The sequence below is a fragment of the Aquipseudomonas alcaligenes genome (assembly GCF_003205495.1).
GTDB classification, from domain to species: domain Bacteria; phylum Pseudomonadota; class Gammaproteobacteria; order Pseudomonadales; family Pseudomonadaceae; genus Aquipseudomonas; species Aquipseudomonas alcaligenes_B.
In genome coordinates this window covers 330,299-350,204 of sequence record NZ_QJRX01000004.1, presented here as the reverse complement: position 1 = coordinate 350,204, position 19,906 = coordinate 330,299, and the positions used below count along the sequence as shown (strand labels likewise).

The window sequence follows — 19,906 nt, the reverse complement described above, 5'->3', positions numbered from 1 at the left end:
CCAGCGCTTGCGGGAAAATTCTCATGAGCTCTGACGGGCCTTGGGGTCTGTACGGCCCAAGGCCGCCAGAGTCAGTCTAGCCTTGGTTCACATCATTTTGCGCAGCTGGTGCAGGCGATGCTGCAGGCTGACGGCCCAGCCGGGGCTGGCCTGGCCGGTGCCGGCCAGCTCCAGGCGCGGGTGCCGGGCGATCGTCTGGTTGAGGATGGGCTCCTGGGCCGTGCTGACATCGACGAAGAACAGGTGCTTGCCTTCGTGCAGCCTGTCGGCAAAGCGGCGGAAGACTTCGTTGGGGCGTTGCAGGCCGAACAGGCTGCCTTCCCAGAGACTGAAGCCGAACAGGGCGGCGGCGAGGAAGAGGAAGGGAATCCAGCCTGCCGGGCTGTTGGTCCAGTCGTTCAGCCAGGCCAGCAACAGCGCCAGTGCGGCCAGCGCCAGCCCGACCAGGCTGCCGATGCGCCCGGAGTGGACGATGTCCTGCTTGAGTATCGAGGGCACGTCGTGCAGATGGTGCTGCTCCACTTCCGCGTCCCGCTCGCTCAACACATGAATCTGCTCGGTGGCGATGCCACCGGCTTCGAGCTCGCTTTCCAGCTTCTCCAGGTCGTCCAGGTTGTCGCTGATGTAGTAATGCCGGTTCATGGCACACCTCCCATCGTTGCGGACCGGTTCCCCCGAGCGGTCGTGGTTGACCTCTACAGTGTAGTCAGGTCCAGGCCAGCCGGGCTGGTCCGGCCGTCGTCGATGATGATGCGGTCGCGCCCCTCGCTCTTGGCCCGGTACAGGCACTGGTCGGCGCGCTGCAGCCACAGGCTCCAGGGCTCGTCCTGGCGCAGCAGGGCGCCGCCGATGGATACCGTCACCGCCCCGCCGGGGCCGCGCAGGTTGTTGCGCACGCTCTGCAGCAGGTGCCGCGCCGCGGCTTCCAGACCCTTGGCATCGCTGTCCGGCAGGAGCAGGAGGAACTCCTCGCCGCCGAAGCGGAACAGTCGGTCTTCCTGGCGCGAGCCGGCCTTGATCAGCTGGACGAAGTCCACCAGTACCTGGTCGCCGGCGTGGTGGCCATAGAGGTCGTTGATCTGCTTGAAGTGGTCCAGGTCCATCGCCAGCACGCCATAGGGGCGTCCGTGACGGCGCTTGCTGGCGACGGCGATCTTCAGTTCCTCGTTCATCGCCCGGCGGTTGCGCGCCCCGGTGAGCGGGTCCTGGATGGCCAGCAGTTGTAGCTGGTCGCGCTGGGTGCGGGTGCGGTAGGCGAAGATGAAGGTCAGCACGCCGGCCATGGCGTTGGTCACCAGGAAGGAGACCATCTGGTAGTGGCTGTCGAACACGCTGCCGGGCACCCAGAGCGCGTGGCCGACCAGGCCGGCCAGCACCAGCAGGGTGGCGACTATCGCCTTGCCCGGCGAGACCATGAAGAAGTTGAAGAGGATCAGTGGGTAGATCCAGAACAGGCCGTTGACCCCCAGGTTGATGGCGATCAGCGTGGCGCCCACGGAGAAGACTCCGGCCAGGTACAGGCCGGGTTTTTCCGTGTCGCCGGTGCGCCAGGCGTAGAGCACGGCGGCCAGGGTCGACAGCACTATGATGGTATCGGCGATGCCTACCAGGTAATTGCCCTGCAGCAGGCGATAGATGGCATAGGGCGTGATGCCGAGCACGCCGATGATGCCCATCAGGGTGATGATGGACAGCTGGAAGTTGTTGCGCAGTCGCTTGAACATCAGCGCTTTCTCGGGCCTTGGGCTCCGCTTGTTGTTATGCGGTCAAGGATGCAGCGCTTTGAATCAATCGGCAAGGAACTGCTAGGCAAAGTGCCAGTATTATTTCTTGCCCAGGGTGATCTGGCGGCTGGGGGTGCCCCAGGTCTGGCCGCTGACGCCCTTGGCGATCTGCTGGATCTCGCCACCGGAGTTGAGGAAGGCGGCGACTTGCGCTTCGAGGGATTCGCGGGTTTCCACGGCCGGTTGTGGCTTGGGCTGCTGGGTGGACTTCTTGACGCGCATGGTTCCCCCTGAGGAATCGTTGGATGACTGAGCGAAATGGCGGGGATAAAAAAACCGGCCCGTAGGCCGGTTCCTTTACGGGCGAGAAGATCAGATGACCTGAACTTCGTCAGCCTGCATGCCTTTCTGGCCTTGAACGGCGATGAAGGAAACCTGCTGGCCTTCCTTCAGGCTCTTGAAGCCGCTGCTCTGGATGGAGCGGTAGTGCACGAACAGGTCGGCGCCGCTTTCCGGAGTGATGAAGCCGAAGCCTTTCTCATCGTTGAACCACTTGACGGTGCCGGTTTGACGTACGGACATGGGATGTCTCCTTGAACAAAGTGAACATGGCGCTGGAACTGCCCAGACCATGACTGAGTGCAAAGAGCGAAGAAACCGAGGGTCGGAGCCATGACACATGCAGCACAGTCCGATCACACTACAGGGAAAGGGCCCAATCGCCTAATGATTTCTGCTTTTTTCCGGTAAACGGCGGGCTTTCAGGGGCAGCGGCGCAGGTCGACGGCGCCGACGAAAGGGTTGCCCCAGCCCATGATGCAGGCAATGCGCTGGTTGCGTTGGCGCTCCCAGGGCTGCACCGGGTAGTGCCGGCTCCAAGCCGTGAACAGCTGGCGTTCCTGCCTCGACAGGCGCAGGCCATAACGCTGACTCATGTAGAAGTAGGTGCGCGCGATCATGCCGCGTACCCGCGGGCGCGGCATCGCCTTGCCGGCCTCGAAGTCTACCACCATCGGGCAGGCGCCATACTGGCTCGGCTGCTGTGGCAGCCAGGCGAAGGGCAGGTTGCTGCGGTCGCCGTTGATCTCGCCGATGCTCGGCACCAGGTTGAACAGGTCCGCCTCGGCCTGGCGGAAGGTCGCGTCGTGGCGGGCACAGTGCGCGCGCCCGCCCTGCTGCCAGCAGCGGCGCTGGTGGCCGATGACCCAGGCCGGTACCAGGTGTTCCCATTCGATGCGGGCGGCGCGCTGCGGGTTCTTGCGCGGCCGGTAGCCGCAGCTGTGCAGGTCGACCCGCTTGCCGCTATAGCGGCAGCCGCAATAGAACTCCAGCGACTGCGGGGCATAGAGCCGCCAGGCGATCTTCTTGGCTTCGCTGAAGGTGCGCGGTGGGGCGGCGAGGGCGGACAGGGCGAAACAGCAGAACAACAGCAGGGCACAGCGCATGGGCATGGATACGGCATCCCGAAAAGCGCCGCATCATACCGATCGCTACGTGCCTGCCAATCGTGGCACGGCGCTGGCCAGGCTCGACTGCTTAACAGTTCCACCGCCTCGGGCTGACAGGCGGGGCGCGGCGCAGCATCATGCACGCCAGTGCAACAAGCGAGGTAATCAGCAGTGCTCACCGAGCAGTTCCTGGTGTATGCGGCGCAGAGCGTCGCGGGGCGGGTGCGTGCGCACAACGAGGACGCCGTGCTGTGCCAGCCGCGACTCGGCCTGTGGGCGGTGGCCGATGGCATGGGCGGACACCAGTGCGGCGAAGTCGCCAGCGCCCTGGCCCTGGAACAATTGCAGCAGGCGATCGAGACCGGCAGTGACCTGGAACAGGCCATCCACGCCGCCAACCGGGCCATTCTCGCTGCGGTGCAGGAGGAGGGCGGGCGGCGCATGGGCAGCACCCTGGTGGCCGTGCGCATCGCCGAGGCGGACTTCGAGGTGGCCTGGGTCGGCGACAGCCGCGCCTACCGCATCAGCCTGGACGGCATCGAGCGCCTGACCCGTGACCACAGCTGGGTGCAGGCGATGATCGACGCCGGCGAGATGAGCGCCGAGCAGGCCCGCCAGCATCCGCGGCGCAACATCGTCACCCAGTGCCTGGGGCAGGACGTGCAGGCCCTGGAGGTCGGCCGCGTACAGGGCAGCCTGGCGCCCGGCGAGTTGCTGCTGCTGTGCAGCGACGGCCTCAGTGGCGAGCTGGAGGATGAGCAGATCCTGGCACTCTGCGCCGCGGCCGCGACCCTCGACGAACTGGTCGAGCGGCTGGTGGGGCTGGCCAACCAGCAGGGCGGCAGAGACAATATCTCCTGCATCGTGCTGGGCCGCAGCCTGGCCGACACGGCGGCAACCGACGCCCGGCCGCGCAACTTCATCAGCCGCTGGCTGCAATCGCGCAAGCACTAACCATCGACGCAGATCCCATGAGCGACACTTTGCTTGAAATTCCCGGTTATCGCGTGCACGGCCAGCTGGGCAAGGGCGGCATGGCCGAAGTCTTCCTCGCCACCCAGGAGTCGCTGCATCGAAAGGTGGCGATCAAGGTGCTGCGCAGTGCCGAGGACCAGACCTTCAGCCAGCGCTTCGTCAAGGAAGCGCACATAGTCGCCTCGCTCAATCATCCGTCGATCATCACCATCCACGATATCGACCAGCTGGCCGATGGCCGCCACTACCTGGCCATGGAGTTCCTCCCCGGCGGCGACCTGGCCCGGCACAAGGGCGAGCTGTTCGCTCCCGAGCGTGCCCTGCAGATCGTCCGCCAGGTCGCCAGCGGCCTGGCCGTGGTCCATGACAAGGGCCTGGTGCACCGCGATGTGAAGCCGGCCAACATCCTCTTCCGCGGCGACGGTACCGCCGTGCTCACCGACTTCGGCGTGGCCAAGGATGTGGACATCGACAGCGAGCTGACCCAGTTCGGCGTGGCCGTCGGCAGCCCGGCCTACAGCAGCCCGGAGCAGGCCCAATGCCAGCCCCTGGACGCGCGCAGCGACATCTACAGCCTGGGTGTGATCCTTCTGGAGATGCTCACCGGCAACAACCCCTATCGCGGCGGCAACTACACCCAGACCGTGGTCAACCACGTGCAGATGGAGCCGCCACCTCTGCCCGATAGCCTGGGTGCCTTCCGTGGCGTGCTCGCACGCATGCTGGCGAAGCAGCCCGAGGAGCGCTTCGCCGACTGCCGCGCGCTGCTCGCCGCACTGGACGAGGTGGAGCTGAGCGACCTGGAACAGACCCAGCTGCGCCCGGCACTGCCGCTGCCCGAGGCGGCAGCCGTGGCGCAGAAGCCGCGCAAGCGCCGTTCGGCCATGCCGCTGCTGGTGGTGCTGAGCGTGCTGGTGCTGCTCGGTACCCTGGTTTCGGCCGGCCTGTATATCCAGCAGCAGCGGCAGATCGCCGCGCTGCTCGAGCAGGCCGAGCAGCGCTTCGCCGTCGGCCAGCTGAGCGAGCCGGCGCAGGACAGTGCCGAGCACTACTTCAACCAGGTGCTGGCCATCGACGCCGGCAGCGACGAGGCCCTGGCCGGTCTGCAGCGCATCCGCGAGGTGCGCATCGGCGCGCTCCTGCAGAAGGCCGAGCAGCGCCTGGCCGACGGCCTGCTGACCGAGCCGGCCGGGGACAACGCCGACCACTATTTCCGCCAGGCACTGCTGATCGACCCGCAGCACGCGGCCGCCCTCGATGGCCTGCAACGCGTGCTGGCCGCGCGCATCGCCCGTTATCTGCAGCTGGCCGAACGCAGCATCGCCGACAAGCGCCTGCTGCTGCCTGCCGAAGACAGCGCCGTGCACTATTACCGGCAGATCCTCGGCTGGGCGCCGGACAACGCCGATGCCCTGGCCGGCCTCAATCGCGTGGCCCTGCTGTACCGCGACCTGGCCAAAGGCGCCTACCGGCGTGGCGACTTCCCCGGCGCCCTGGCCATGATCGAGCGCGGCCTCGAGGCCGAGCCGCAGAATGCCGAGCTGCTGAGGATGCACGGCGAGCACCAGCAACTGCTCGCCGAGGCCCGTGCCGCCAGTGCGCGTGCGGCCGCCGACCGGGCCGCGCGCGAGGAGCAGGAGCGTCAGAGCAACCCGCTCAAGCGCGCCTGGAACAATATCTTCGGCCAGTGACCGACAGGACCCACCCATGCTCAAGCTGCACTTCAAGGACAGCCGTCAGGCGCCCATCTGGCTGGTCGAGGAACGCTTCACCCTCGGGCGCGACAAGCGCAATACCCTGGCCCTGGATGATGCCGGGATCAGCGCCTTCCATGCCGAGATCCGCCAGGAAAATGGCCTCTACTACGTCAGTGACTGCGACAGCGAGCTGGGCACCTTCGTCAACGACGAGCGCATTGCCAGCCGCTACCAGTTGCGCTCCGGCGACAGCCTGCGCCTCGGCGAAGTGGAGCTGCAGCTGAGCGATCCGGCCAAGGCCAAGCCGCGTAACGAGGCCAGCCAGCGCTGGTTCCTGCAGGTGATCCAGGGTGAGCACGAGGGCAAGAAGTTCCACGTCAGCGGCTCCATGACCTTCGGCCGCTCGGTGAAGTGCGAGCTGTGCTTCAGCGATGCCCAGCTGTCGCGCCGGCACTGCGAGTTCTTCCTCAAGGACGATGTGCTGGAGGTTAAGGACCTGGCCTCGGCCAACGGTCTGCTGGTCAATGGCGAGAAGACCGGCGCCGCCGTGCTCAAGCCCGGTGACCAAGTGCGCATGGGCTCGGTGACCCTGCTGGTGATCGGTCCGCGGGTCGAGGTGCAAGCGGTGGAGGAGGAGAACGAGGACGCCACCCTGTTCGTACGTGCCGTCGACCTGCCCAAGCCGGCGGCCGGCAAAGCGTCCAGGCCCGGTGCCGCGCCCACCATCAATCCGCTGCGCGCGGCCGCCCAGGCTCAGGCCGCGCCGGCGCCGGCCGGCAAGCGCGGAGCGGCGCTGCTGCCGCTCGGCCTCGGCCTGGTGCTGTTGGCAGCGGCCCTGGGCGGGGCGCTGCTGCTGTTGTGATGCCCGATTGGTGAGTGTGCCTGGCGCAGCCTGACAGTGTTCCCCGGCCCCTGGCTGGGTAGGCTAGGCCGCTGACCCTGGAGATCGGAGTGCCCGTGAAGCTGCTACCCCTGCTGGCCTGTGCCGGATTGCTGAGTTGCCTGTCGTCCCCGGTCCTGGCCTGGTCCAACCACAGCCTGGGCAGCCTGCTGGCCCTGCGTGACCAGCCCGAGCTGGACCAGGACGTGCGCGTGGAGCCGCTGGAGGCCTTCCTGGCCGACCAGGCTGTCGCCCTCGAGCGCCTGCTGGACGAGCAGGAAGCCTTCGCCCGCGAGCATTTCGCCTACTACCCGGCGCGCCCGGATGCGCTGCGCTGGAGCGCCACCGGCACGGGCGACCGCCGCGCCGCTTTCCTCCGGGCCCTGCGCATCAATCCCGAAGTCCGGCTGGCCAGCTTTATCCAGCAGCTGCCGGGGCAGGATGCCGGCGGCCGGCCGCTGCTCGGCAGCGACCAGGTGCTGGTGTTCCACAAGGTCGGCCCCTGGACCCACTGGCGCTACCTGGGCCTGCGCGCCGGCGAGTCGGTTCCGGCGCTGCAGGTGCTGGCCAGCGCGGCGGACGAGCCGGACTACGGCCACGACATCAACCTGTTCAGCGACAACCCCGGCGAGGCGGGGCAGCGCTACAACTTCGGCCCGCAGCCGTTCGGCGACGCGCGCTTCGAATACTCCTCGCAGGCGCCGTTCCATATCGGCTACTACCACGAGGCGGCGCTGATCTTCGCCGCCGCGCCCTACCTGGGGCAGACCCTGCCGCACTGGCGCATCTACCAGTACAGCGGCCTCGCCCGTCTGGCCTTCGCCAGCGGTCACCCCTACTGGGGCTACCGTTTCCTCGGCTGGGCCATGCACTACCTGCAGGACCTCACCCAGCCCTACCACGCCAGGGTGCTGCCGGGGGTGAGCAGCGCCGGCATGGTGCTGATCGCGGCCAAGGCCGAGGCCGGCTACCCGCAGGCGCGCGAGGCCGCGATCCAGCGCGTGGCCGACCGTCACACCGCCATCGAGCAGTATCAGTTCGATCGTATGCAGGCGCTGCTCCGGGACGGCCAGGAGCAACATCCGCTGCTGAGCGCCTATGCCCGGGTCGAGGCCGATGCCGGCTACCCGGCCTTCGGCGTGGACTACGCGGCCCAGGTGGTGGCGGCCGAGTCCCATGCCCGCGCCGACGAGTTCGATGCCCTGATCGGTGAATGGATGGCACGCGGCAGTGCGGCCCGTGGCTTCAGCGAAGGCAACCGGCTGCAGTCGGTGCCGCCCGATCCGACTTTGGAGCTTCTGCTGGTCGAGCTGTTCCGTCACTTCGGTGCCCACAGCCGCAACGCCCTGGCGGCGGTGCAGGCCGATGCGACCGAGGTCGCCGCTCAGCGCTGATACCACAGTTCCCGGCGCTGCAGCGGGGTCTGCGGCGGCAGCAGTGGGTTGTCCAGCTCGATGACCCGGCGCTGTTGCAGATTCGCCTGGCGCAGGTCGTCGCCGTGGTGCTGCAGGAACAGGTGCTCGAAGGAGCCGTCGGCCAGGGCCTTTTCCAAACCCAGCTCCACGGTTTCGGCCAGCTCCGGGCGCTGCCTGGAGAAGAAGAAATACAGCGCGGTGGGGTAGTGCAGGACCAGGTGGCGGTCCGGCACCAGATCCGCAGAGTTCTGGTGGCGCAGCTCGGCGCGGGCCTCCAGCACCGAGCGCGGGAAGTAGTCGAAGCGCCCGGCCTGCAGCATGAGGAACAGGCTGTCGTAGCTGGAGCTGGTCTCCACGCGCAGCTCATGACCGCGCAGAATCAGGGTGTCCGGCCAGTCGTGCCCCTGTCCTGCGCTGAGCTTGCGCAGGTCCTCCAGGCTGCGCACTTCGCGCAGCAACTGCGCCCGGTCGGCGCGCAAGAGTGCGATGCGCCAGCCGTACAGCCCCCGGTCCAGCGGGATGCGCACCGGCAGCAGGCGTCGCTCGCGCTCGACGCTGGTCATGGTCCAGACCACGTCCACCGCTTCGTTCTGCTCCAGGCCGAGCAGCGCGCGGCCCTGTTCCATGTGGTGCTGCGAGGGTTCGATGCGCAGCGGGCTGCCCGCCCGGTCCAGGGCCAGCTGCAGCAGCGCCAGCGGGTAGACCGGGCGGAACTCGTCGCCGGCCGGCGCCCGCGGATAGCGCAAGACCCCCTCCGCGGACAGGCAGGGCAGGGCGATCAGCAGCAGGGTCAGGAACCAGGGCAGGCGCCGCAGGGGCATCGATTGCAGTCCTTCGCACAGCATCGTGGTGCGCGCATTATGCCAGCCCCCGAGGCTTCAGGCCCTGCGCCGTTCGGCGATGATTTCCGGCAGGCCGCTGCGGCGCAGGTAGACGCGCAGCGGCTCGGAAATGTTCAGGCGCTCATCGATCCGCTGCTCCAGCAGCAGGCCCAGGCGTGCCCGGCTGAGGGTCATCAGCGCGCCCTCGAGCGGCTGCCAGACGAACTCGGCGCAGGGCTGGATGCTGTCCTCGGCCACATCCAGGCCGAAGGAGTCCTCGCTGAAACGCACGATGTGCTGTTGATTCCTGGTGTTGTAGCCGACCAGGCCCTGCAGGGCGTCGGCGGCGGCGCAGATGCTGGACGATGTGATACTCATGCAAACCTCCTGTTGGTGGTGGGTCTGCACGCAAGGGGTGTGGTTTTTTGCCGGCCATCCTAGGCCATGGTGGCGCCGGCGCCTTGCTCTGGGTCAAGCGAGAGCGGCGGCCGCAAAGAACACACCCGGCGGCTGCCGGGTGTGCGAGGGGTCAGGGGTTGGGGGCATGGCTGCCCAGCAGGGTGGTGCCGGACTTCTTGTTGCGCTTGGCCATGCGTTTTTCCTGGGCACTCTTCAGAGGCTTCTTCTTCGCCTCCTTGTGCCTGTCCATACCTTTGCTCATGGCGTTACCTCCGAAATGGGCCGGGTCGAGTGTCAAGCTCCAGTGCCACTACCACCTCCCAGGCTGTGCCAGCCTGCTGCATGCCTTGCCTTGAGCATAGCTCCACTGTCGGCGGGTGGCTCAGCCAGGCGTCAGATGGCGCAAGCTTGGCAGGACGTGCAGGCGCAGCAGTGGGGCCAGGTCGGCGGTGTCCGGGCCCTGCGGGTCGTGCCAGCGCAGCTCCGCCAGCTCGGCACCGGCCTGCACCGGGTGTGTCAGGCGGGCGAGAAAAACCTGGCTGTCGATCTCGGTGGCCGGCTCGTTGGCGGCCGGCGCGCGAAAGCGCCCCAGTGCAAGCAGTGCGGATTCGTCGAGGCTCAGTTGCAGTTCTTCCTGCAGTTCGCGGCGCAGAGCGCCCAGCGACGTTTCCCCGGGCTCGATCTTGCCGCCGGGCAGCATGAAGGCGCGGGTGTCGCGCTTGCGCACCAGCAGCAGGTGGTTGCTGGCGTCCAGCAGGCAGACGGCGGCGATGCGCAGCAGCTTCATGCGCCGCTCAGGCGCTGCAGCTCGCGGCGTACCATGGCCGCGTAGGCGGGCGGGGTGAGGCGGTACAGCTCGGCGGCCACCCAGTCCAGCCAGCGCGCGCCGAGGCTGGCGCGCTCGGCCAACAGGCGCCGGGCCTCGGCCTCGGCGCGTGCGGCGTGCTGCTGGTGGAACTCGGCCCGGCTCATCAGCCGGCGAGGCCGACGTAGACGTTCTGCACGTCGTCGTGAGCGTCGATGGCCTCGAGGAAGGCTTCGACCTCTTCCAGCTGCTCCGGCGTCAGGCTGGTCACCGGGTTCTTCGGGCGGTAGCCGAGCTTGGCCGAGTTGACGGTGAAGCCATGCTCCGGCAGGGCCTTGCACACGGCGTCGAGGTCGGTCGGGTCGGTGATGAACAGGGTCGCGCCCTCGTCGTCCGGGACGAAGTCCTGGGCACCGGCCTCGATGGCGGCCAGCTCCGGATCGGCGCCGCTGTCGCTGCTGGCCTCAATCAGACCGACATGGTCGAAGTCCCAGCTCACCGAGCCGGAGGCCCCCAGCTGGCCCTTGCGGAACAGCACGCGGATCTCGGCCACGGTACGGTTCACGTTGTCGGTCAGGCATTCGACGATCACCGGCACCTGGTGCGGGGCGAAGCCCTCGTACTGGGTGCGCTCGTAGTTGACCACCTCACCGGACAGGCCGGCGCCTTTCTTGATCGCACGCTCCAGGGTGTCCTTGGGCATGGACGCCTTCTTGGCCTGGTGCACGGCCAGGCGCAGCTTGGGGTTCATGTCCGGATCGGCGCCGTTACGCGCGGCGATCATGATTTCCTTCACCAATTTGCCGAAGATCTTTCCTCGGGCATTGGCGGCGGCTTCTTTGGGTTTGGCTTTCCACTGGGCGCCCATGGCGGTGTTCTCGCGGGTTGCGTCTGACGGAGCCCCGGCAGGCGGGGCGGGCTGAGGGTGCAGATTCTAGCGTCTTGCCATGGCGGGTCGCCATCGCCGGGCGCATCGCGAGCCGGTCGGGTATGGGTGGGTCGCGGCGGCCCGCTGAGGCGCGCCGCGGCAGCGAGCGGTGTCGCGTGTCTCAGTCGAGCAGGTCGGCCGGCACGTTGCCGCCGTTGGCAGCGAGCTTCTGCAGCACGGTCTTGTGCAGCCAGATGTTCATCTGTGCCGAGTCACCCATCTTCTCCGCCGGGCAGCCCAGTTCCCCGGCCAGTTCCTTGCGCGCCGCCAGGCTGCTGTCGAGGCCGAGCAGCTTGAGCAGGTCGACGATGGAGACCTTCCAGTTGAGCTTTTCCGGATGGCTGGCAGCCAGGGTCTCGAGTCTGGCCACCACGTCCACCAAAGGCACGGCCCCGGCGTCGACTGGTGCCGGCGCCGGCGCCTTGGGCTCGGCGGTGGCGGCCTCGGCAACGCCGAATCCGAGCACTTGCAGGATCTTGTTGAACAGGCCCATGGGATACCCTCCGTTGTTGTCGAGGTGGAGGCGGGAGCTTAGACCATGGCTCGTGTGTCGACCGATCCGACGCCCTTGATGCAGGTCAGCAAAGAGTGTTTCGTCGTGCAACAGGCTCGCCTTTTTCCGAACGGAAGGCGTAGGCTGGGGGTGTCGCGCAACAGCGACCTCTGGCTGAAAGTTGAATAAGGAAGGCTTTATGCAAATCCAGGTTCACAGCGATAACCATATCGACGGTAGCGCCCGCCTCGCCGGCTGGGTCAGCTCCACCATCACCAGCCAACTGGAACGTTTCGACGAGGAGCTGACCCGCGTCGTCGTCCACCTCAACGATGAGAATGGCGGCAAGGCCGGCGCCAACGACAAGCGCTGCCAGATCGAGGCGCGGCCCAAGGGGCTGCAGCCGCTGTCGGTCACGCACAAGGCCGAATCCATCGAGTTCGCCCTCGATGGCGCCGTGGAGAAACTGGGCCATGCCCTCGATCACCAGCTCGGCAAGCTGCGCAGCAAGCGCGGGCCGAGCCACCGCGATGGCGTGGCGGCTGGCGATGCCGGCGCCCAGGACCAGCTGCTGGAAGAGGACTTCCTCGCCGAGCAGCAGCTGCGCAGCGTCTGACCTTTCCTGCAACTGAAAAAAACGCCGGCGATTGCCGGCGTTTTTCATGGTCTGGGAAAAACTCAGTCCTGGCGGCTGGTGACTTCCACCAGGTGGTAGCCGAACTGGGTCTTCACCGGGCCCTGGACCACGCCGACCGGGGCGCTGAATACCACCTGGTCGAATTCACGGACCATCTGCCCCGGGCCGAAGGAGCCGAGGTTGCCGCCGTCGCGGCTGGACGGGCAGCTGGAATTGTCCTTGGCCACCTGGGCGAAGTCGGCGCCGGCTTCGATGGCGGCTTTCAGTTCATTGCACTTGGCTTCGCTGGAAACCAGGATGTGACGGGCGGTGGCGCGGGCCATGGGAAATACCTCCAGTTGAACGAGGTGCAGAGCCTAGCGCGGTCGGCGCGAGCTTGCACCTGTTGTCGCCGTACGGTGTTGTCGATATGACTCGATGCTGTCCTGGCGACTCTTATCTGGTTGTTGTCGGTATGACTACAACGCCCGCAAGGCCCCGATTCTGCTGGGCTGCGCGAGTGGCACGCTTCCTGAAATGGACAGGGCAGGGGATTTCCACCCGACTCTCAAGGGAGATGCCGCCATGATCGAGTACCTGAGCTGCCCCAGGAATGTCCTGCGGCTATCCACCCACCTGCTGGTCGCCGGCCTGCTGCTGTTGCTGCTCGGGGTCGTGGTCGCCTACGGCCTGGACAGCCGGCTGACCATCGGCACCCAGGTGGCGGCACACTCGGCGGTGATTCTCGGCCCCAGCCTGCTGAAGATCGGCTACGTGATGCGTCTGCTGGCCCAGCACTACCTGGGCAAGGCCGGTCGGGAGGACTGCTGTGCAGCCGCTTGATCGCAGTGCCGCCCTGGCCATCGCGCCGCTCTGGCGCCTGGGCTTTCGCCCGTTCTTTCTGTTCGGTGCGCTGTTCGCCCTGCTGGCCGTGGCGTTGTGGGGGGCGGCCCTGGCCGGTCTGGCCGTGCCGCAACCCCTGGGTGGCCTGCTGGCCTGGCACCGCCACGAGATGCTGTTCGGCTTCGGCCTGGCGATCATCGCCGGTTTCCTGCTCACCGCCGTGCAGACCTGGACCGGCCTGCCCAGCCTCTCCGGGCGGCCGCTGATGGCACTGTTCGGCCTGTGGCTGGGTGGCCGCCTGGCCTGGTTCCTGACGTTGTCGCCTGTCCTGCTGGCCTTGCTCGAACTGGCCTTCGCCGTGGCGCTGCTATTGGTCTTCGGCCGCCTGATCCTCAGGGCGCGGCAGCGGCACAACGCGCCCATCGTCCTGGTCATCGGCCTGCTCGGTGCCTGCCAGGCCCTGACCCTGTATGGCCTGGTCGAGGGCGACGACGCCCTGCAGCGGTGCGGCACCCTGGCCGCGCTGTGGCTGGTGGCGGCGCTGATGGGCATCATCGGCGGGCGGGTAATTCCCTTCTTCACCGCGCGCGGCCTGGGCCTGGCCAATCAGGCGGCGGCGCGCCCCTGGCTGATGTGGGGCCTGCTCGGTCTTTCGCTGGCGGTCGCGCTGCTGTTCGCCGTCGGCCTCAGCCAGCGGCCGACGCCGCTGCTGGCGGCGCCGTTCCTGCTGCTGGCGGTGCTGCACGGCATGCGCCTGTGGCACTGGCATGACGCCGGCATCTGGCGTGTGCCGCTGCTCTGGTCGCTGCACCTGGCCTATGCCTGGCTGGTCGTCGCCGCGCTCGGCATGGCCGTCTGGCACCTGGGCTGGCTGGCGCAACCGAGCCTGGCCAGCCATGCGCTGGCCGTGGGCGCCATGGGCGGGCTGATCCTGGCCATGCTGGCGCGGGTCAGTCTCGGCCATACCGGCAGGGCACTGCTGCCGCCACGCGCCATGGCCTGGGCCTTCGCCCTGCTGCAGGGCGCGGCGCTGGCCCGCGTGCTGCTGGCCGCCTTCTCCGTCCAGGGCCTGTGGCTGGCGGCGGCGCTCTGGTGCCTGGCCTTCGCCCTGTTCCTGCGCCATTACGCGCCGATGCTGTGGTCGGCGCGGGTGGACGGGCATCCGGGCTAGGGCGGCAAGGCCTTGCCCGAGGTGGCAAGGCTTTTCCTGTTGATGCGTGCAGAAAGCCTGCGAAAGCCGGCAGCCGCGGGCCTTTCCGTGGATTGGCCCGTATCCTGCTGTGGGCTGGGCAATGGAACTTCGCGGGACATTGCCATGACCACCATCAACAGCAACTCGCCGCTGGCCACTTATCTCGCCAGCGCCGCCAAGACCACCCCCGCCACTGCCGGCGCCGGCCAGGAAAAGCCGGCCGAGAGCAGCAAGGACCCCATCGCCGAACTGCGCAGCCTGGCCCGGCAGATGGTGGCGCGCAGCGAGGGTGGGCTGCTGCGTGCGCTCAACAGCGGCAACGGCTTGCAGATTGGCGCCAGCCAGCGCCTGGCCGAGGTTGCCAGCCCCGGCTCCGGGACGAAGATCGAGCTGCCCGACGTGGCCGCCATGGATCGCGATGACGCGGCCAAGCTGCTGGCGCAGGTGGAAAAGCTGATCGATGCCGGTCTCGGCGACAGCAGCAGCTTCGTCGGCTTCAACGACGGCCAGCAGACCGAGTCGCTGACCACCTACCGCGACTGGCTGCAGGCCAAGGGCGGGGTCAGCATCTACGTCTGATTGACCGGCGGGGGGTGAAATCGCGCATCATGGCACCTGCCAAATCCGGGAGGTGTGCATGCGCGTCAGGTCTTTCGTCCTTCGTTTCGCCGCGTTGTCGTTCGGGCTGTATGCCATGGCCGCCCAGGCGGCGGAGGAGGCGCGGCTGGTCGAGGCGATCAACGCCTACCGTGGCCAGGTGCAGCGCTGCGCCGACCAGGCTTCGCCGGAGCTGCCGCCCTTGGCCAGCGACCCGCGCCTGGTGCTGCCGGTGGTGGGCGGCGACCTGCAGGACAGCCTGGCACGCAACGGTTATCCGATGGTCAACGTGCAGGCGATCACCCTGTCCGGCCCGCGCGATGCGCAGAGCGCCATGCAGGCGCTGCGCGAGAGCTTCTGTCGCGTGGTACTCGACCCGCAGTTCGTCGATGTCGGCGTCAGTCGGGTGGACCGCGACTGGCGCATCGTCCTGGCGCGGCCGCTGCTCGGCGGGCGCCTGGGTGATTCGCAGGCGGAAGGGCAGAAGCTGCTGGAGCGGATCAACGCCGCCCGCGCGCAGGCCCGCCAGTGCGGCGGCCAGCCCTTCGCCGCCAGCGCGCCGCTGGCCTGGAACGCCACCCTGGCCAGTACCGCCGAGAGCCACAGCCGCGCCATGGCCAACGGCAACTACTTCGACCACCGCGACCGCGACGGCCGCACCCCCGGCGACCGCGCCGAGCTGGCCGGCTACAGCGGCATGCAGATCGGCGAGAATATCGCCGCCGGCCTGGATGCGGCGGACAAGGTGGTGGCCGGCTGGCTGGCCAGCCCCGGCCACTGCGCCAACCTGATGAACCCGGCGTTCAGCGAGCTGGGCGCGGCTTACGCGGTGGACCCGAAGAGCGACGCCGGCATCTACTGGACGGCGCTGTTCGGCGCACCCTGATCAAGCGAGGTTGAACACCTCGGCCAGGTGCCGCTGGTAGCGCGCCACGTCGCGTTCGATGTCCGGCACCTTCATCACATCGGTGCAGAGGAAGGTCGGCAGGGCGCGCATGCCGAGGAACTGGTTGGCCTTGTGGAAGGGGAAATACACCGCATCCACGCCCTTGGCCTCGAAGAAATCGCTGGGGTCGTCGAAGGCCTGCTGCGGGGCGTTCCAGGTCAGCGACAGCATGTACTGCTTGCCCTGGATCAGGCCGCCGCTGCCGTACTTCTGCGAGGCGTCCGCGCGGGTACGGCCGTCGTTGGCGTAGAGGCTGCCGTGGCCGGCGGTGAACACCTCGTCCAGGTACTTCTTCACCGTCCAGGGCGCGCCCATCCACCAGCCGGGCATCTGGTAGATCACCACGTCGGCCCAGAGGATCTTCTGCACTTCCCCCTCGATGTCGTAGCCGCCGTCGATGAAGGTGGTCTTGATGTCACAGCCGGCGCGGTCGAGGAAGGCGACGGCGGCCTCGTGCAGGGTGGCGTTGTAGCGGCCGTCGGAATGGGCGAACTGCTTGCCGCCGTTGAGGAGCAGGATCTTTTTCATGGGAGCCTCCGGGCATCTCGAATGGCCGGCAGGTTACGCAGGCGGGCGCCCCTGAAACAGCCGCCCGCAGGCAAATGATTATTGCCGATATGTCATGAATGCTTGCGCTGCTGTTGCGCTAGGGTGTGAGCATCATCCCTGCGGAGTCCACCATGTACGGCTTCATCCTTCACGCCCACACCAAACCCGAGCAGGCCGAGGCCTTCGAGCGGCTGTTCCGCGCCTATGTCGAGCCCAGCCGCGCCGAGCCGGGCTGCGTGCAGTACCACATGCTGCGCGATGCGGCCGATCCGAGCCTGTTCATCTTCTTCGAGGTGTGGGCGTCGCGCGAGGCCTTTGCCGAGCACACGGCGCTGCCGCACATGCGCGAGTTCAGCGAACGGCGCATGGACTACCTGCGCCGCGACTTCGAGATCCGCGAGATCGAGATGCTCAGCGCCTGAACTCTCAGGGCGGCGTTCCCGGATGGCATCCGGGCTACGGCCGTCAGTGGCTGTAGCCGGTCGGCTTGTTGCGGATGGTCTTGAGCAGGTCTTCCGGGCTGATGCTGGCGACCATCTTGCTCGCCGCGGCGCTGCCCGGCTGCGGCAGGTCGAGGATATGGCCCTTCATCTTGCCCACCACGTGCATCTCGCAGGGCTTGCAGTCGAACTTCAGGGTCAGCACCTCGTCGCCGTGGATCAGCTGCATCGGCGCCACCTTGGTCTTCACGCCGGTGACGCCCTTGGCCTGCTTGGGGCAGAGGTTGAAGGAGAAGCGCAGGCAGTGCTTGGTGATCATCACCGGCACCTCGCCTTCCTCCTCGTGGGCCTCGTAGGCCGCGTCGATCAGCTGCACCCCGTGGCGGTGGTAGAAGTCGCGGGCCTTCTGGTTGTAGACGTTGTAGAGGAACGACAGGTGCGACTCCGGGTACACCGGCGGCGGGCTGGTCTCGGCCTTGCGGCTGCCGCGCGGGTGGGCGGCGATGCGCGCCTCGGTGAGCTGCTCGATGGCCTCGCGGCGCAGCGCCTTGAGCTGCGAGTTGGGCACGAAGAACGCCTGCGGGGCGTCCAGCGCCACGTCCAGGGCGTGGTAGTCGGTGGTGCCGAGCTGGGTCAGCAGGTCGCGCAGGCCGTCGAGCGCCTGCTCAGGCTTGTTGGCCACGCCGAACGGGCCGTCCAGAGTCGCCTCGACGCTGATGCCTTCCTCGCTGGTGGCGGTGAGCCTGAGCTGCTCCTCGCGCAGCGCAACCTTCCAGCTCACGCCGATGCGGCGCTCGGCCGAGGTCTTCTGCAGCGCCTGCTGCCAGTTGTGGTCGAGGTTGCGCGACAGCGGGTGGTTGGGGCGCAGACGGAACAGGCCCTCGGGCATCTCGTTGGGCTCGACGCGGTAGCGGTAGCGCGGCTCGCCGTCTTCCACGAATTCATTCTTCAGCTCGGCGATGTTGGCGCGAAAGCCCACCACCTCGCGCTTGACCAGCACGTTGAGGCCGTCGCCGTTGGACAGCGGGGTGTCGGTGACGGCGATCAGGTCGCGCTTGCCCACCTTCTCGACATGGCCCACCGGCAGGCCGGTGAAGGTCGGCGAGTCGAAGGCGCCGATGTCGACCTTGCGCTCGGTGACGAAGTAGTCGGTGCTGCCGCGGTGGAAGGTCTTGTCCGGGTCGGGCTGGAAGAAGTGCGCGGTGCGGCCGCTGGAGGCGCGGGCGAGGTCCGGGCGGTCTTCGAGGATGGCGTCGAGCAGCTGGCGGTAGTGGGCGGTGATGTTCTTCACGTAGCCCATGTCCTTGTAGCGTCCCTCGATCTTGAACGAACGCACGCCGGCTTCGACCAGCGCGCGCAGGTTGGCGCTCTGGTTATTGTCCTTCATCGACAGCAGGTGCTTCTCGAAGGCAACCACGCGGCCCTGGTCGTCCTTCAGGGTGTAGGGCAGGCGGCAGGCCTGCGAGCAGTCGCCGCGGTTGGCGCTACGGCCGGTCTGCGCATGGGAGATGTTGCACTGGCCGGAGAAGGCCACGCACAGCGCACCGTGGATGAAGAACTCGATGGAGGCTTCGGTGGCGTCGGCGATGGCGCGGATTTCCTGCAGGTTCAGCTCGCGCGCCAGCACCAGCTGGGAGAAACCGGCCTGGTCGAGGAACTTGGCCCGGTCCAGGGTGCGGATGTCGGTCTGGGTACTGGCATGCAGCTCGATCGGCGGGATATCCAGCTCCATCACCCCCATGTCCTGCACGATCAGCGCATCGACGCCGGCGTCGTACAGCTGATGGATCAGCGTGCGCACCTGCTCCAGCTCGTCGTCGTGGAAGATGGTGTTGAGGGTGGTGAACACCCGCGCGTGGTAGCGGCGGGCGAACTTCACCAGCTCGGCGATCTCGCTGACTTCGTTGCAGGCGTTGTGCCGCGCACCGAAGCTCGGCCCGCCGATGTACACGGCGTCGGCCCCATGCAGGATGGCCTCCCGCGCGATGCTGACGTCGCGGGCGGGGCTGAGCAGTTCCAGATGGTTCTTCGGCAGGGACATGGCGCTTTCTTCTTCGGGCGTGGCACGGCAAGGCGCGCATTGTAGCGGGGCGCGCCGGGCAGGGCACCCCGCGCCGATCGCTGGCGCCCTCAGCCGCGCAAGCGCGCCTTGAGGAAGGTGATCAGGGCGCTCACCCGGCGCGGCAGGTACTGGCGGTTGGGGTAGAGCACGTGCAGGGTGCGCGCCAGCGGTTGCCAGTCGCGCAGCACCGGCACCAGCGCGCCGCTGGCCAGTTCCGCCTCGATCAGCGCGCGCGGCATCAGGCCGAGGCCCTGGTGGGCGAGCAGGGCCTGGATCAGCATCAGGCTGTTGTCCGCCGCCAGGTTGCCGCGTACCTGCACGGTCTCCAGGCCATCGCCCTGGCGGAAGGCCCAGGCCGAGGCATCGCTGCCGCGGCTGTACACCAGGCAGTTGTGGTGGCCCAGGTCGGCCAGCTGCTGCGGCTCGCCGTGGCGCTGCAGGTAGGTCGGGCTGGCGACGACCAGGCGCGGCAGCGGCAGCAGCGGTGCGGCGATCAGGCTCGAATCGCCCAGCTCGGCGCTGGCGCGCAGCGCCAGGTCGATGCCGTCGCGTACCAGGTCCACGGCCTGGTCGCTCATGCGCAGCTCCAGCTGCAGGTTCGGGTGCTGGTGCTGGAAGTCGAGCAGGGCCGGGCCGAGCAGGCGCAGGGTCAGGGACACCGGGGCGGACACCACCAGGCGTCCGCCGACCTGCTCGCGGTCGAGCTGCAGCTGGTCCTCCAGGGCCAGGGTCTCCTGTTCCACGCGCAGGCAGTAGTCATAGAAGCTCTGCCCAGCCTCGGTGAGCTGCAGGCTGCGCGTGCTGCGCTGCAGCAGCAGGTTCTGCGTCCAGGCTTCCAGCTGGCGGATGTACTTGCTCACGCTGGCATTGGAGTAGCCCAGTTCGCGGGCGGCGGCGGAGAAGCTGCCGAGCTTCACCACCCGCACGAAACAGTGCATGGCCTGCAGCCTGTCCATCGGTGTCCCCTCGGTTTGCGGCTGAATTTTTCGCGAAACGCGAAAAGTACTTTCGCTTTATAGCCGTTTTTCCATATCAGTCCCAGCCGTAACTTGGACTGCGAATCCACTGCCTGGAGT

Annotated in this window: 26 protein-coding genes; 10 read left to right on the top strand and 16 right to left on the bottom strand. The window is 67.6% G+C overall.

The features are described from left to right. Positions 1–87: 87 nt before the first annotated feature. The 5 genes from DMO17_RS09600 to DMO17_RS09580 all read right to left on the bottom strand — a co-directional run bounded on the left by DMO17_RS09600 (position 88) and on the right by DMO17_RS09580 (position 3,175). Positions 88–642 carry a magnesium transporter gene (locus DMO17_RS09600; RefSeq protein WP_110682260.1) on the bottom strand — a complete coding sequence of 185 codons (555 nt, stop codon included), beginning with the start codon at positions 640–642 and terminating at the stop codon, positions 88–90. 53 nt (positions 643–695) lie between these two features. Beyond that, the gene (locus tag DMO17_RS09595) at positions 696–1,724 is read right to left on the bottom strand and encodes a GGDEF domain-containing protein (RefSeq protein WP_110682259.1); all 1,029 of its coding nucleotides are present in this window, start codon (positions 1,722–1,724) and stop codon (positions 696–698) included. A 99-nt stretch (positions 1,725–1,823) separates the two neighbouring features. After that, complete coding sequence (locus DMO17_RS09590) at positions 1,824–2,006, bottom strand: hypothetical protein (RefSeq protein WP_110682258.1); 183 nt, start codon at positions 2,004–2,006, stop codon at positions 1,824–1,826. A 90-nt stretch (positions 2,007–2,096) separates the two neighbouring features. Next, positions 2,097–2,306 (bottom strand): cold-shock protein, encoded by a 210-nt coding sequence (locus DMO17_RS09585; RefSeq protein WP_110682257.1) that lies wholly within the window; start codon positions 2,304–2,306, stop codon positions 2,097–2,099. Positions 2,307–2,485: 179 nt separating this feature from the next. Continuing rightward, a complete protein-coding gene (locus DMO17_RS09580; protein ID WP_110682256.1) occupies positions 2,486–3,175 on the bottom strand; it encodes an endonuclease in 690 nt (229 codons plus the stop codon). A 168-nt stretch (positions 3,176–3,343) separates the two neighbouring features. On the opposite strand from DMO17_RS09580, the gene DMO17_RS09575 reads away from it, so the two are divergent. From DMO17_RS09575 to DMO17_RS09560, 4 genes are all read left to right on the top strand, one after another. Continuing rightward, entirely contained in the window at positions 3,344–4,126 is a 783-nt protein-coding gene (locus DMO17_RS09575) for a PP2C family protein-serine/threonine phosphatase (RefSeq protein WP_258371510.1), read from the top strand. A 17-nt stretch (positions 4,127–4,143) separates the two neighbouring features. Further along, positions 4,144–5,838 (top strand): serine/threonine-protein kinase, encoded by a 1,695-nt coding sequence (locus DMO17_RS09570; RefSeq protein ID WP_110682255.1) that lies wholly within the window; start codon positions 4,144–4,146, stop codon positions 5,836–5,838. A gap of 16 nt (positions 5,839–5,854) precedes the next feature. Next, positions 5,855–6,706 (top strand): FHA domain-containing protein, encoded by an 852-nt coding sequence (locus tag DMO17_RS09565; protein ID WP_110682254.1) that lies wholly within the window; start codon positions 5,855–5,857, stop codon positions 6,704–6,706. A 95-nt stretch (positions 6,707–6,801) separates the two neighbouring features. Beyond that, positions 6,802–8,118 (top strand): phospholipase C/P1 nuclease family protein, encoded by a 1,317-nt coding sequence (locus DMO17_RS09560; protein ID WP_110682365.1) that lies wholly within the window; start codon positions 6,802–6,804, stop codon positions 8,116–8,118. Here the strand turns inward: DMO17_RS09560 and DMO17_RS09555 are convergent. The 7 genes from DMO17_RS09555 to DMO17_RS09530 form a co-directional block, all read right to left on the bottom strand. After that, complete coding sequence (locus DMO17_RS09555) at positions 8,109–8,960, bottom strand: substrate-binding periplasmic protein (RefSeq protein WP_110682253.1); 852 nt, start codon at positions 8,958–8,960, stop codon at positions 8,109–8,111. The genes DMO17_RS09560 and DMO17_RS09555 overlap by 10 nt on opposite strands. 57 nt (positions 8,961–9,017) lie before the next feature. Beyond that, complete coding sequence (locus tag DMO17_RS09550) at positions 9,018–9,338, bottom strand: DUF2025 family protein (RefSeq protein WP_110682252.1); 321 nt, start codon at positions 9,336–9,338, stop codon at positions 9,018–9,020. A gap of 151 nt (positions 9,339–9,489) precedes the next feature. Further along, positions 9,490–9,621, bottom strand: a complete 132-nt coding sequence (locus DMO17_RS19840; RefSeq protein ID WP_258371509.1) for a hypothetical protein — start codon at positions 9,619–9,621, stop codon at positions 9,490–9,492. A 120-nt stretch (positions 9,622–9,741) separates the two neighbouring features. Beyond that, on the bottom strand, positions 9,742–10,146 hold the full coding sequence (locus DMO17_RS09545) for an NUDIX hydrolase (RefSeq protein WP_110682251.1): 405 nt from the start codon (positions 10,144–10,146) through the stop codon (positions 9,742–9,744). Further along, the gene (locus tag DMO17_RS09540) at positions 10,143–10,331 is read right to left on the bottom strand and encodes a hypothetical protein (protein WP_110682250.1); all 189 of its coding nucleotides are present in this window, start codon (positions 10,329–10,331) and stop codon (positions 10,143–10,145) included. The genes DMO17_RS09545 and DMO17_RS09540 overlap by 4 nt, the downstream gene beginning before the upstream one ends. Further along, positions 10,331–11,032, bottom strand: coding sequence for a YebC/PmpR family DNA-binding transcriptional regulator (locus DMO17_RS09535; protein ID WP_110682249.1), 702 nt, complete (start codon positions 11,030–11,032; stop codon positions 10,331–10,333). Before DMO17_RS09535 ends, DMO17_RS09540 begins: the two co-directional genes overlap by 1 nt. A gap of 181 nt (positions 11,033–11,213) precedes the next feature. Further along, positions 11,214–11,585, bottom strand: a complete 372-nt coding sequence (locus DMO17_RS09530; RefSeq protein ID WP_110682248.1) for a DUF3597 domain-containing protein — start codon at positions 11,583–11,585, stop codon at positions 11,214–11,216. 199 nt (positions 11,586–11,784) lie between these two features. On the opposite strand from DMO17_RS09530, the gene DMO17_RS09525 reads away from it, so the two are divergent. After that, positions 11,785–12,201 carry an HPF/RaiA family ribosome-associated protein gene (locus DMO17_RS09525; RefSeq protein ID WP_110682247.1) on the top strand — a complete coding sequence of 139 codons (417 nt, stop codon included), beginning with the start codon at positions 11,785–11,787 and terminating at the stop codon, positions 12,199–12,201. 62 nt (positions 12,202–12,263) lie between these two features. Here the strand turns inward: DMO17_RS09525 and DMO17_RS09520 are convergent, their stop codons facing one another. Continuing rightward, positions 12,264–12,545, bottom strand: coding sequence for a peptidylprolyl isomerase (locus DMO17_RS09520; protein WP_110682246.1), 282 nt, complete (start codon positions 12,543–12,545; stop codon positions 12,264–12,266). Positions 12,546–12,786: 241 nt separating this feature from the next. Between DMO17_RS09520 and DMO17_RS09515 the strand changes: the two genes are divergently transcribed. From DMO17_RS09515 to DMO17_RS09500, 4 genes are all read left to right on the top strand, one after another. Next, complete coding sequence (locus tag DMO17_RS09515; protein ID WP_110682245.1) at positions 12,787–13,044, top strand: transmembrane sensor/regulator PpyR; 258 nt, start codon at positions 12,787–12,789, stop codon at positions 13,042–13,044. Next, positions 13,031–14,215: an NnrS family protein gene (locus DMO17_RS09510; RefSeq protein WP_110682244.1), complete on the top strand. Its 1,185-nt coding sequence runs from the start codon at positions 13,031–13,033 to the stop codon at positions 14,213–14,215. The genes DMO17_RS09515 and DMO17_RS09510 overlap by 14 nt, the downstream gene beginning before the upstream one ends. A 144-nt stretch (positions 14,216–14,359) precedes the next feature. Then, the gene (locus tag DMO17_RS09505; RefSeq protein ID WP_110682243.1) at positions 14,360–14,815 is read left to right on the top strand and encodes a hypothetical protein; all 456 of its coding nucleotides are present in this window, start codon (positions 14,360–14,362) and stop codon (positions 14,813–14,815) included. 58 nt (positions 14,816–14,873) lie between these two features. Then, positions 14,874–15,719: a CAP domain-containing protein gene (locus DMO17_RS09500; protein ID WP_110682242.1), complete on the top strand. Its 846-nt coding sequence runs from the start codon at positions 14,874–14,876 to the stop codon at positions 15,717–15,719. On the opposite strand, the gene mdaB is transcribed toward DMO17_RS09500, so the two are convergent. After that, the gene (gene mdaB / locus DMO17_RS09495) at positions 15,720–16,307 is read right to left on the bottom strand and encodes an NADPH:quinone oxidoreductase MdaB (protein WP_110682241.1); all 588 of its coding nucleotides are present in this window, start codon (positions 16,305–16,307) and stop codon (positions 15,720–15,722) included. It lies immediately after the preceding gene. A 152-nt stretch (positions 16,308–16,459) separates the two neighbouring features. Between mdaB and DMO17_RS09490 the strand changes: the two genes are divergently transcribed. Then, positions 16,460–16,750, top strand: coding sequence for a putative quinol monooxygenase (locus tag DMO17_RS09490; protein ID WP_110682240.1), 291 nt, complete (start codon positions 16,460–16,462; stop codon positions 16,748–16,750). 43 nt (positions 16,751–16,793) lie between these two features. Here DMO17_RS09490 and DMO17_RS09485 read toward each other — a convergent pair whose 3' ends face one another. Then, positions 16,794–18,809 (bottom strand): peptidase U32 family protein, encoded by a 2,016-nt coding sequence (locus DMO17_RS09485; RefSeq protein WP_110682239.1) that lies wholly within the window; start codon positions 18,807–18,809, stop codon positions 16,794–16,796. An 89-nt stretch (positions 18,810–18,898) separates the two neighbouring features. After that, on the bottom strand, positions 18,899–19,786 hold the full coding sequence (locus tag DMO17_RS09480; protein ID WP_110682238.1) for a LysR family transcriptional regulator: 888 nt from the start codon (positions 19,784–19,786) through the stop codon (positions 18,899–18,901). Positions 19,787–19,906: the final 120 nt, after the last annotated feature.

Excerpts from the sequence above, each read along its gene's own strand:
- DMO17_RS09590 (WP_110682258.1), bottom strand. The coding sequence starts at position 2,006 with ATGCGCGTCAAGAAGTCCACCCAGCAGCCCAAGCCACAACCGGCCGTG.
- DMO17_RS09500 (WP_110682242.1), top strand. The coding sequence starts at position 14,874 with ATGCGCGTCAGGTCTTTCGTCCTTCGTTTCGCCGCGTTGTCGTTCGGG.
- DMO17_RS09485 (WP_110682239.1), bottom strand. The coding sequence starts at position 18,809 with ATGTCCCTGCCGAAGAACCATCTGGAACTGCTCAGCCCCGCCCGCGAC.
- DMO17_RS09570 (WP_110682255.1), top strand. The coding sequence starts at position 4,144 with ATGAGCGACACTTTGCTTGAAATTCCCGGTTATCGCGTGCACGGCCAG.
- DMO17_RS09595 (WP_110682259.1), bottom strand. The coding sequence starts at position 1,724 with ATGTTCAAGCGACTGCGCAACAACTTCCAGCTGTCCATCATCACCCTG.
- DMO17_RS09530 (WP_110682248.1), bottom strand. The coding sequence starts at position 11,585 with ATGGGCCTGTTCAACAAGATCCTGCAAGTGCTCGGATTCGGCGTTGCC.
- DMO17_RS09505 (WP_110682243.1), top strand. The coding sequence starts at position 14,360 with ATGACCACCATCAACAGCAACTCGCCGCTGGCCACTTATCTCGCCAGC.
- DMO17_RS09555 (WP_110682253.1), bottom strand. The coding sequence starts at position 8,960 with ATGCCCCTGCGGCGCCTGCCCTGGTTCCTGACCCTGCTGCTGATCGCC.
- DMO17_RS09520 (WP_110682246.1), bottom strand. The coding sequence starts at position 12,545 with ATGGCCCGCGCCACCGCCCGTCACATCCTGGTTTCCAGCGAAGCCAAG.
- DMO17_RS19840 (WP_258371509.1), bottom strand. The coding sequence starts at position 9,621 with ATGAGCAAAGGTATGGACAGGCACAAGGAGGCGAAGAAGAAGCCTCTG.
- DMO17_RS09580 (WP_110682256.1), bottom strand. The coding sequence starts at position 3,175 with ATGCCCATGCGCTGTGCCCTGCTGTTGTTCTGCTGTTTCGCCCTGTCC.
- DMO17_RS09540 (WP_110682250.1), bottom strand. The coding sequence starts at position 10,331 with ATGAGCCGGGCCGAGTTCCACCAGCAGCACGCCGCACGCGCCGAGGCC.
- DMO17_RS09585 (WP_110682257.1), bottom strand. The coding sequence starts at position 2,306 with ATGTCCGTACGTCAAACCGGCACCGTCAAGTGGTTCAACGATGAGAAA.
- DMO17_RS09535 (WP_110682249.1), bottom strand. The coding sequence starts at position 11,032 with ATGGGCGCCCAGTGGAAAGCCAAACCCAAAGAAGCCGCCGCCAATGCC.
- DMO17_RS09515 (WP_110682245.1), top strand. The coding sequence starts at position 12,787 with ATGATCGAGTACCTGAGCTGCCCCAGGAATGTCCTGCGGCTATCCACC.
- DMO17_RS09545 (WP_110682251.1), bottom strand. The coding sequence starts at position 10,146 with ATGAAGCTGCTGCGCATCGCCGCCGTCTGCCTGCTGGACGCCAGCAAC.
- DMO17_RS09490 (WP_110682240.1), top strand. The coding sequence starts at position 16,460 with ATGTACGGCTTCATCCTTCACGCCCACACCAAACCCGAGCAGGCCGAG.
- DMO17_RS09525 (WP_110682247.1), top strand. The coding sequence starts at position 11,785 with ATGCAAATCCAGGTTCACAGCGATAACCATATCGACGGTAGCGCCCGC.
- DMO17_RS09600 (WP_110682260.1), bottom strand. The coding sequence starts at position 642 with ATGAACCGGCATTACTACATCAGCGACAACCTGGACGACCTGGAGAAG.
- DMO17_RS09550 (WP_110682252.1), bottom strand. The coding sequence starts at position 9,338 with ATGAGTATCACATCGTCCAGCATCTGCGCCGCCGCCGACGCCCTGCAG.
- DMO17_RS09480 (WP_110682238.1), bottom strand. The coding sequence starts at position 19,786 with ATGGACAGGCTGCAGGCCATGCACTGTTTCGTGCGGGTGGTGAAGCTC.
- DMO17_RS09565 (WP_110682254.1), top strand. The coding sequence starts at position 5,855 with ATGCTCAAGCTGCACTTCAAGGACAGCCGTCAGGCGCCCATCTGGCTG.
- mdaB (WP_110682241.1), bottom strand. The coding sequence starts at position 16,307 with ATGAAAAAGATCCTGCTCCTCAACGGCGGCAAGCAGTTCGCCCATTCC.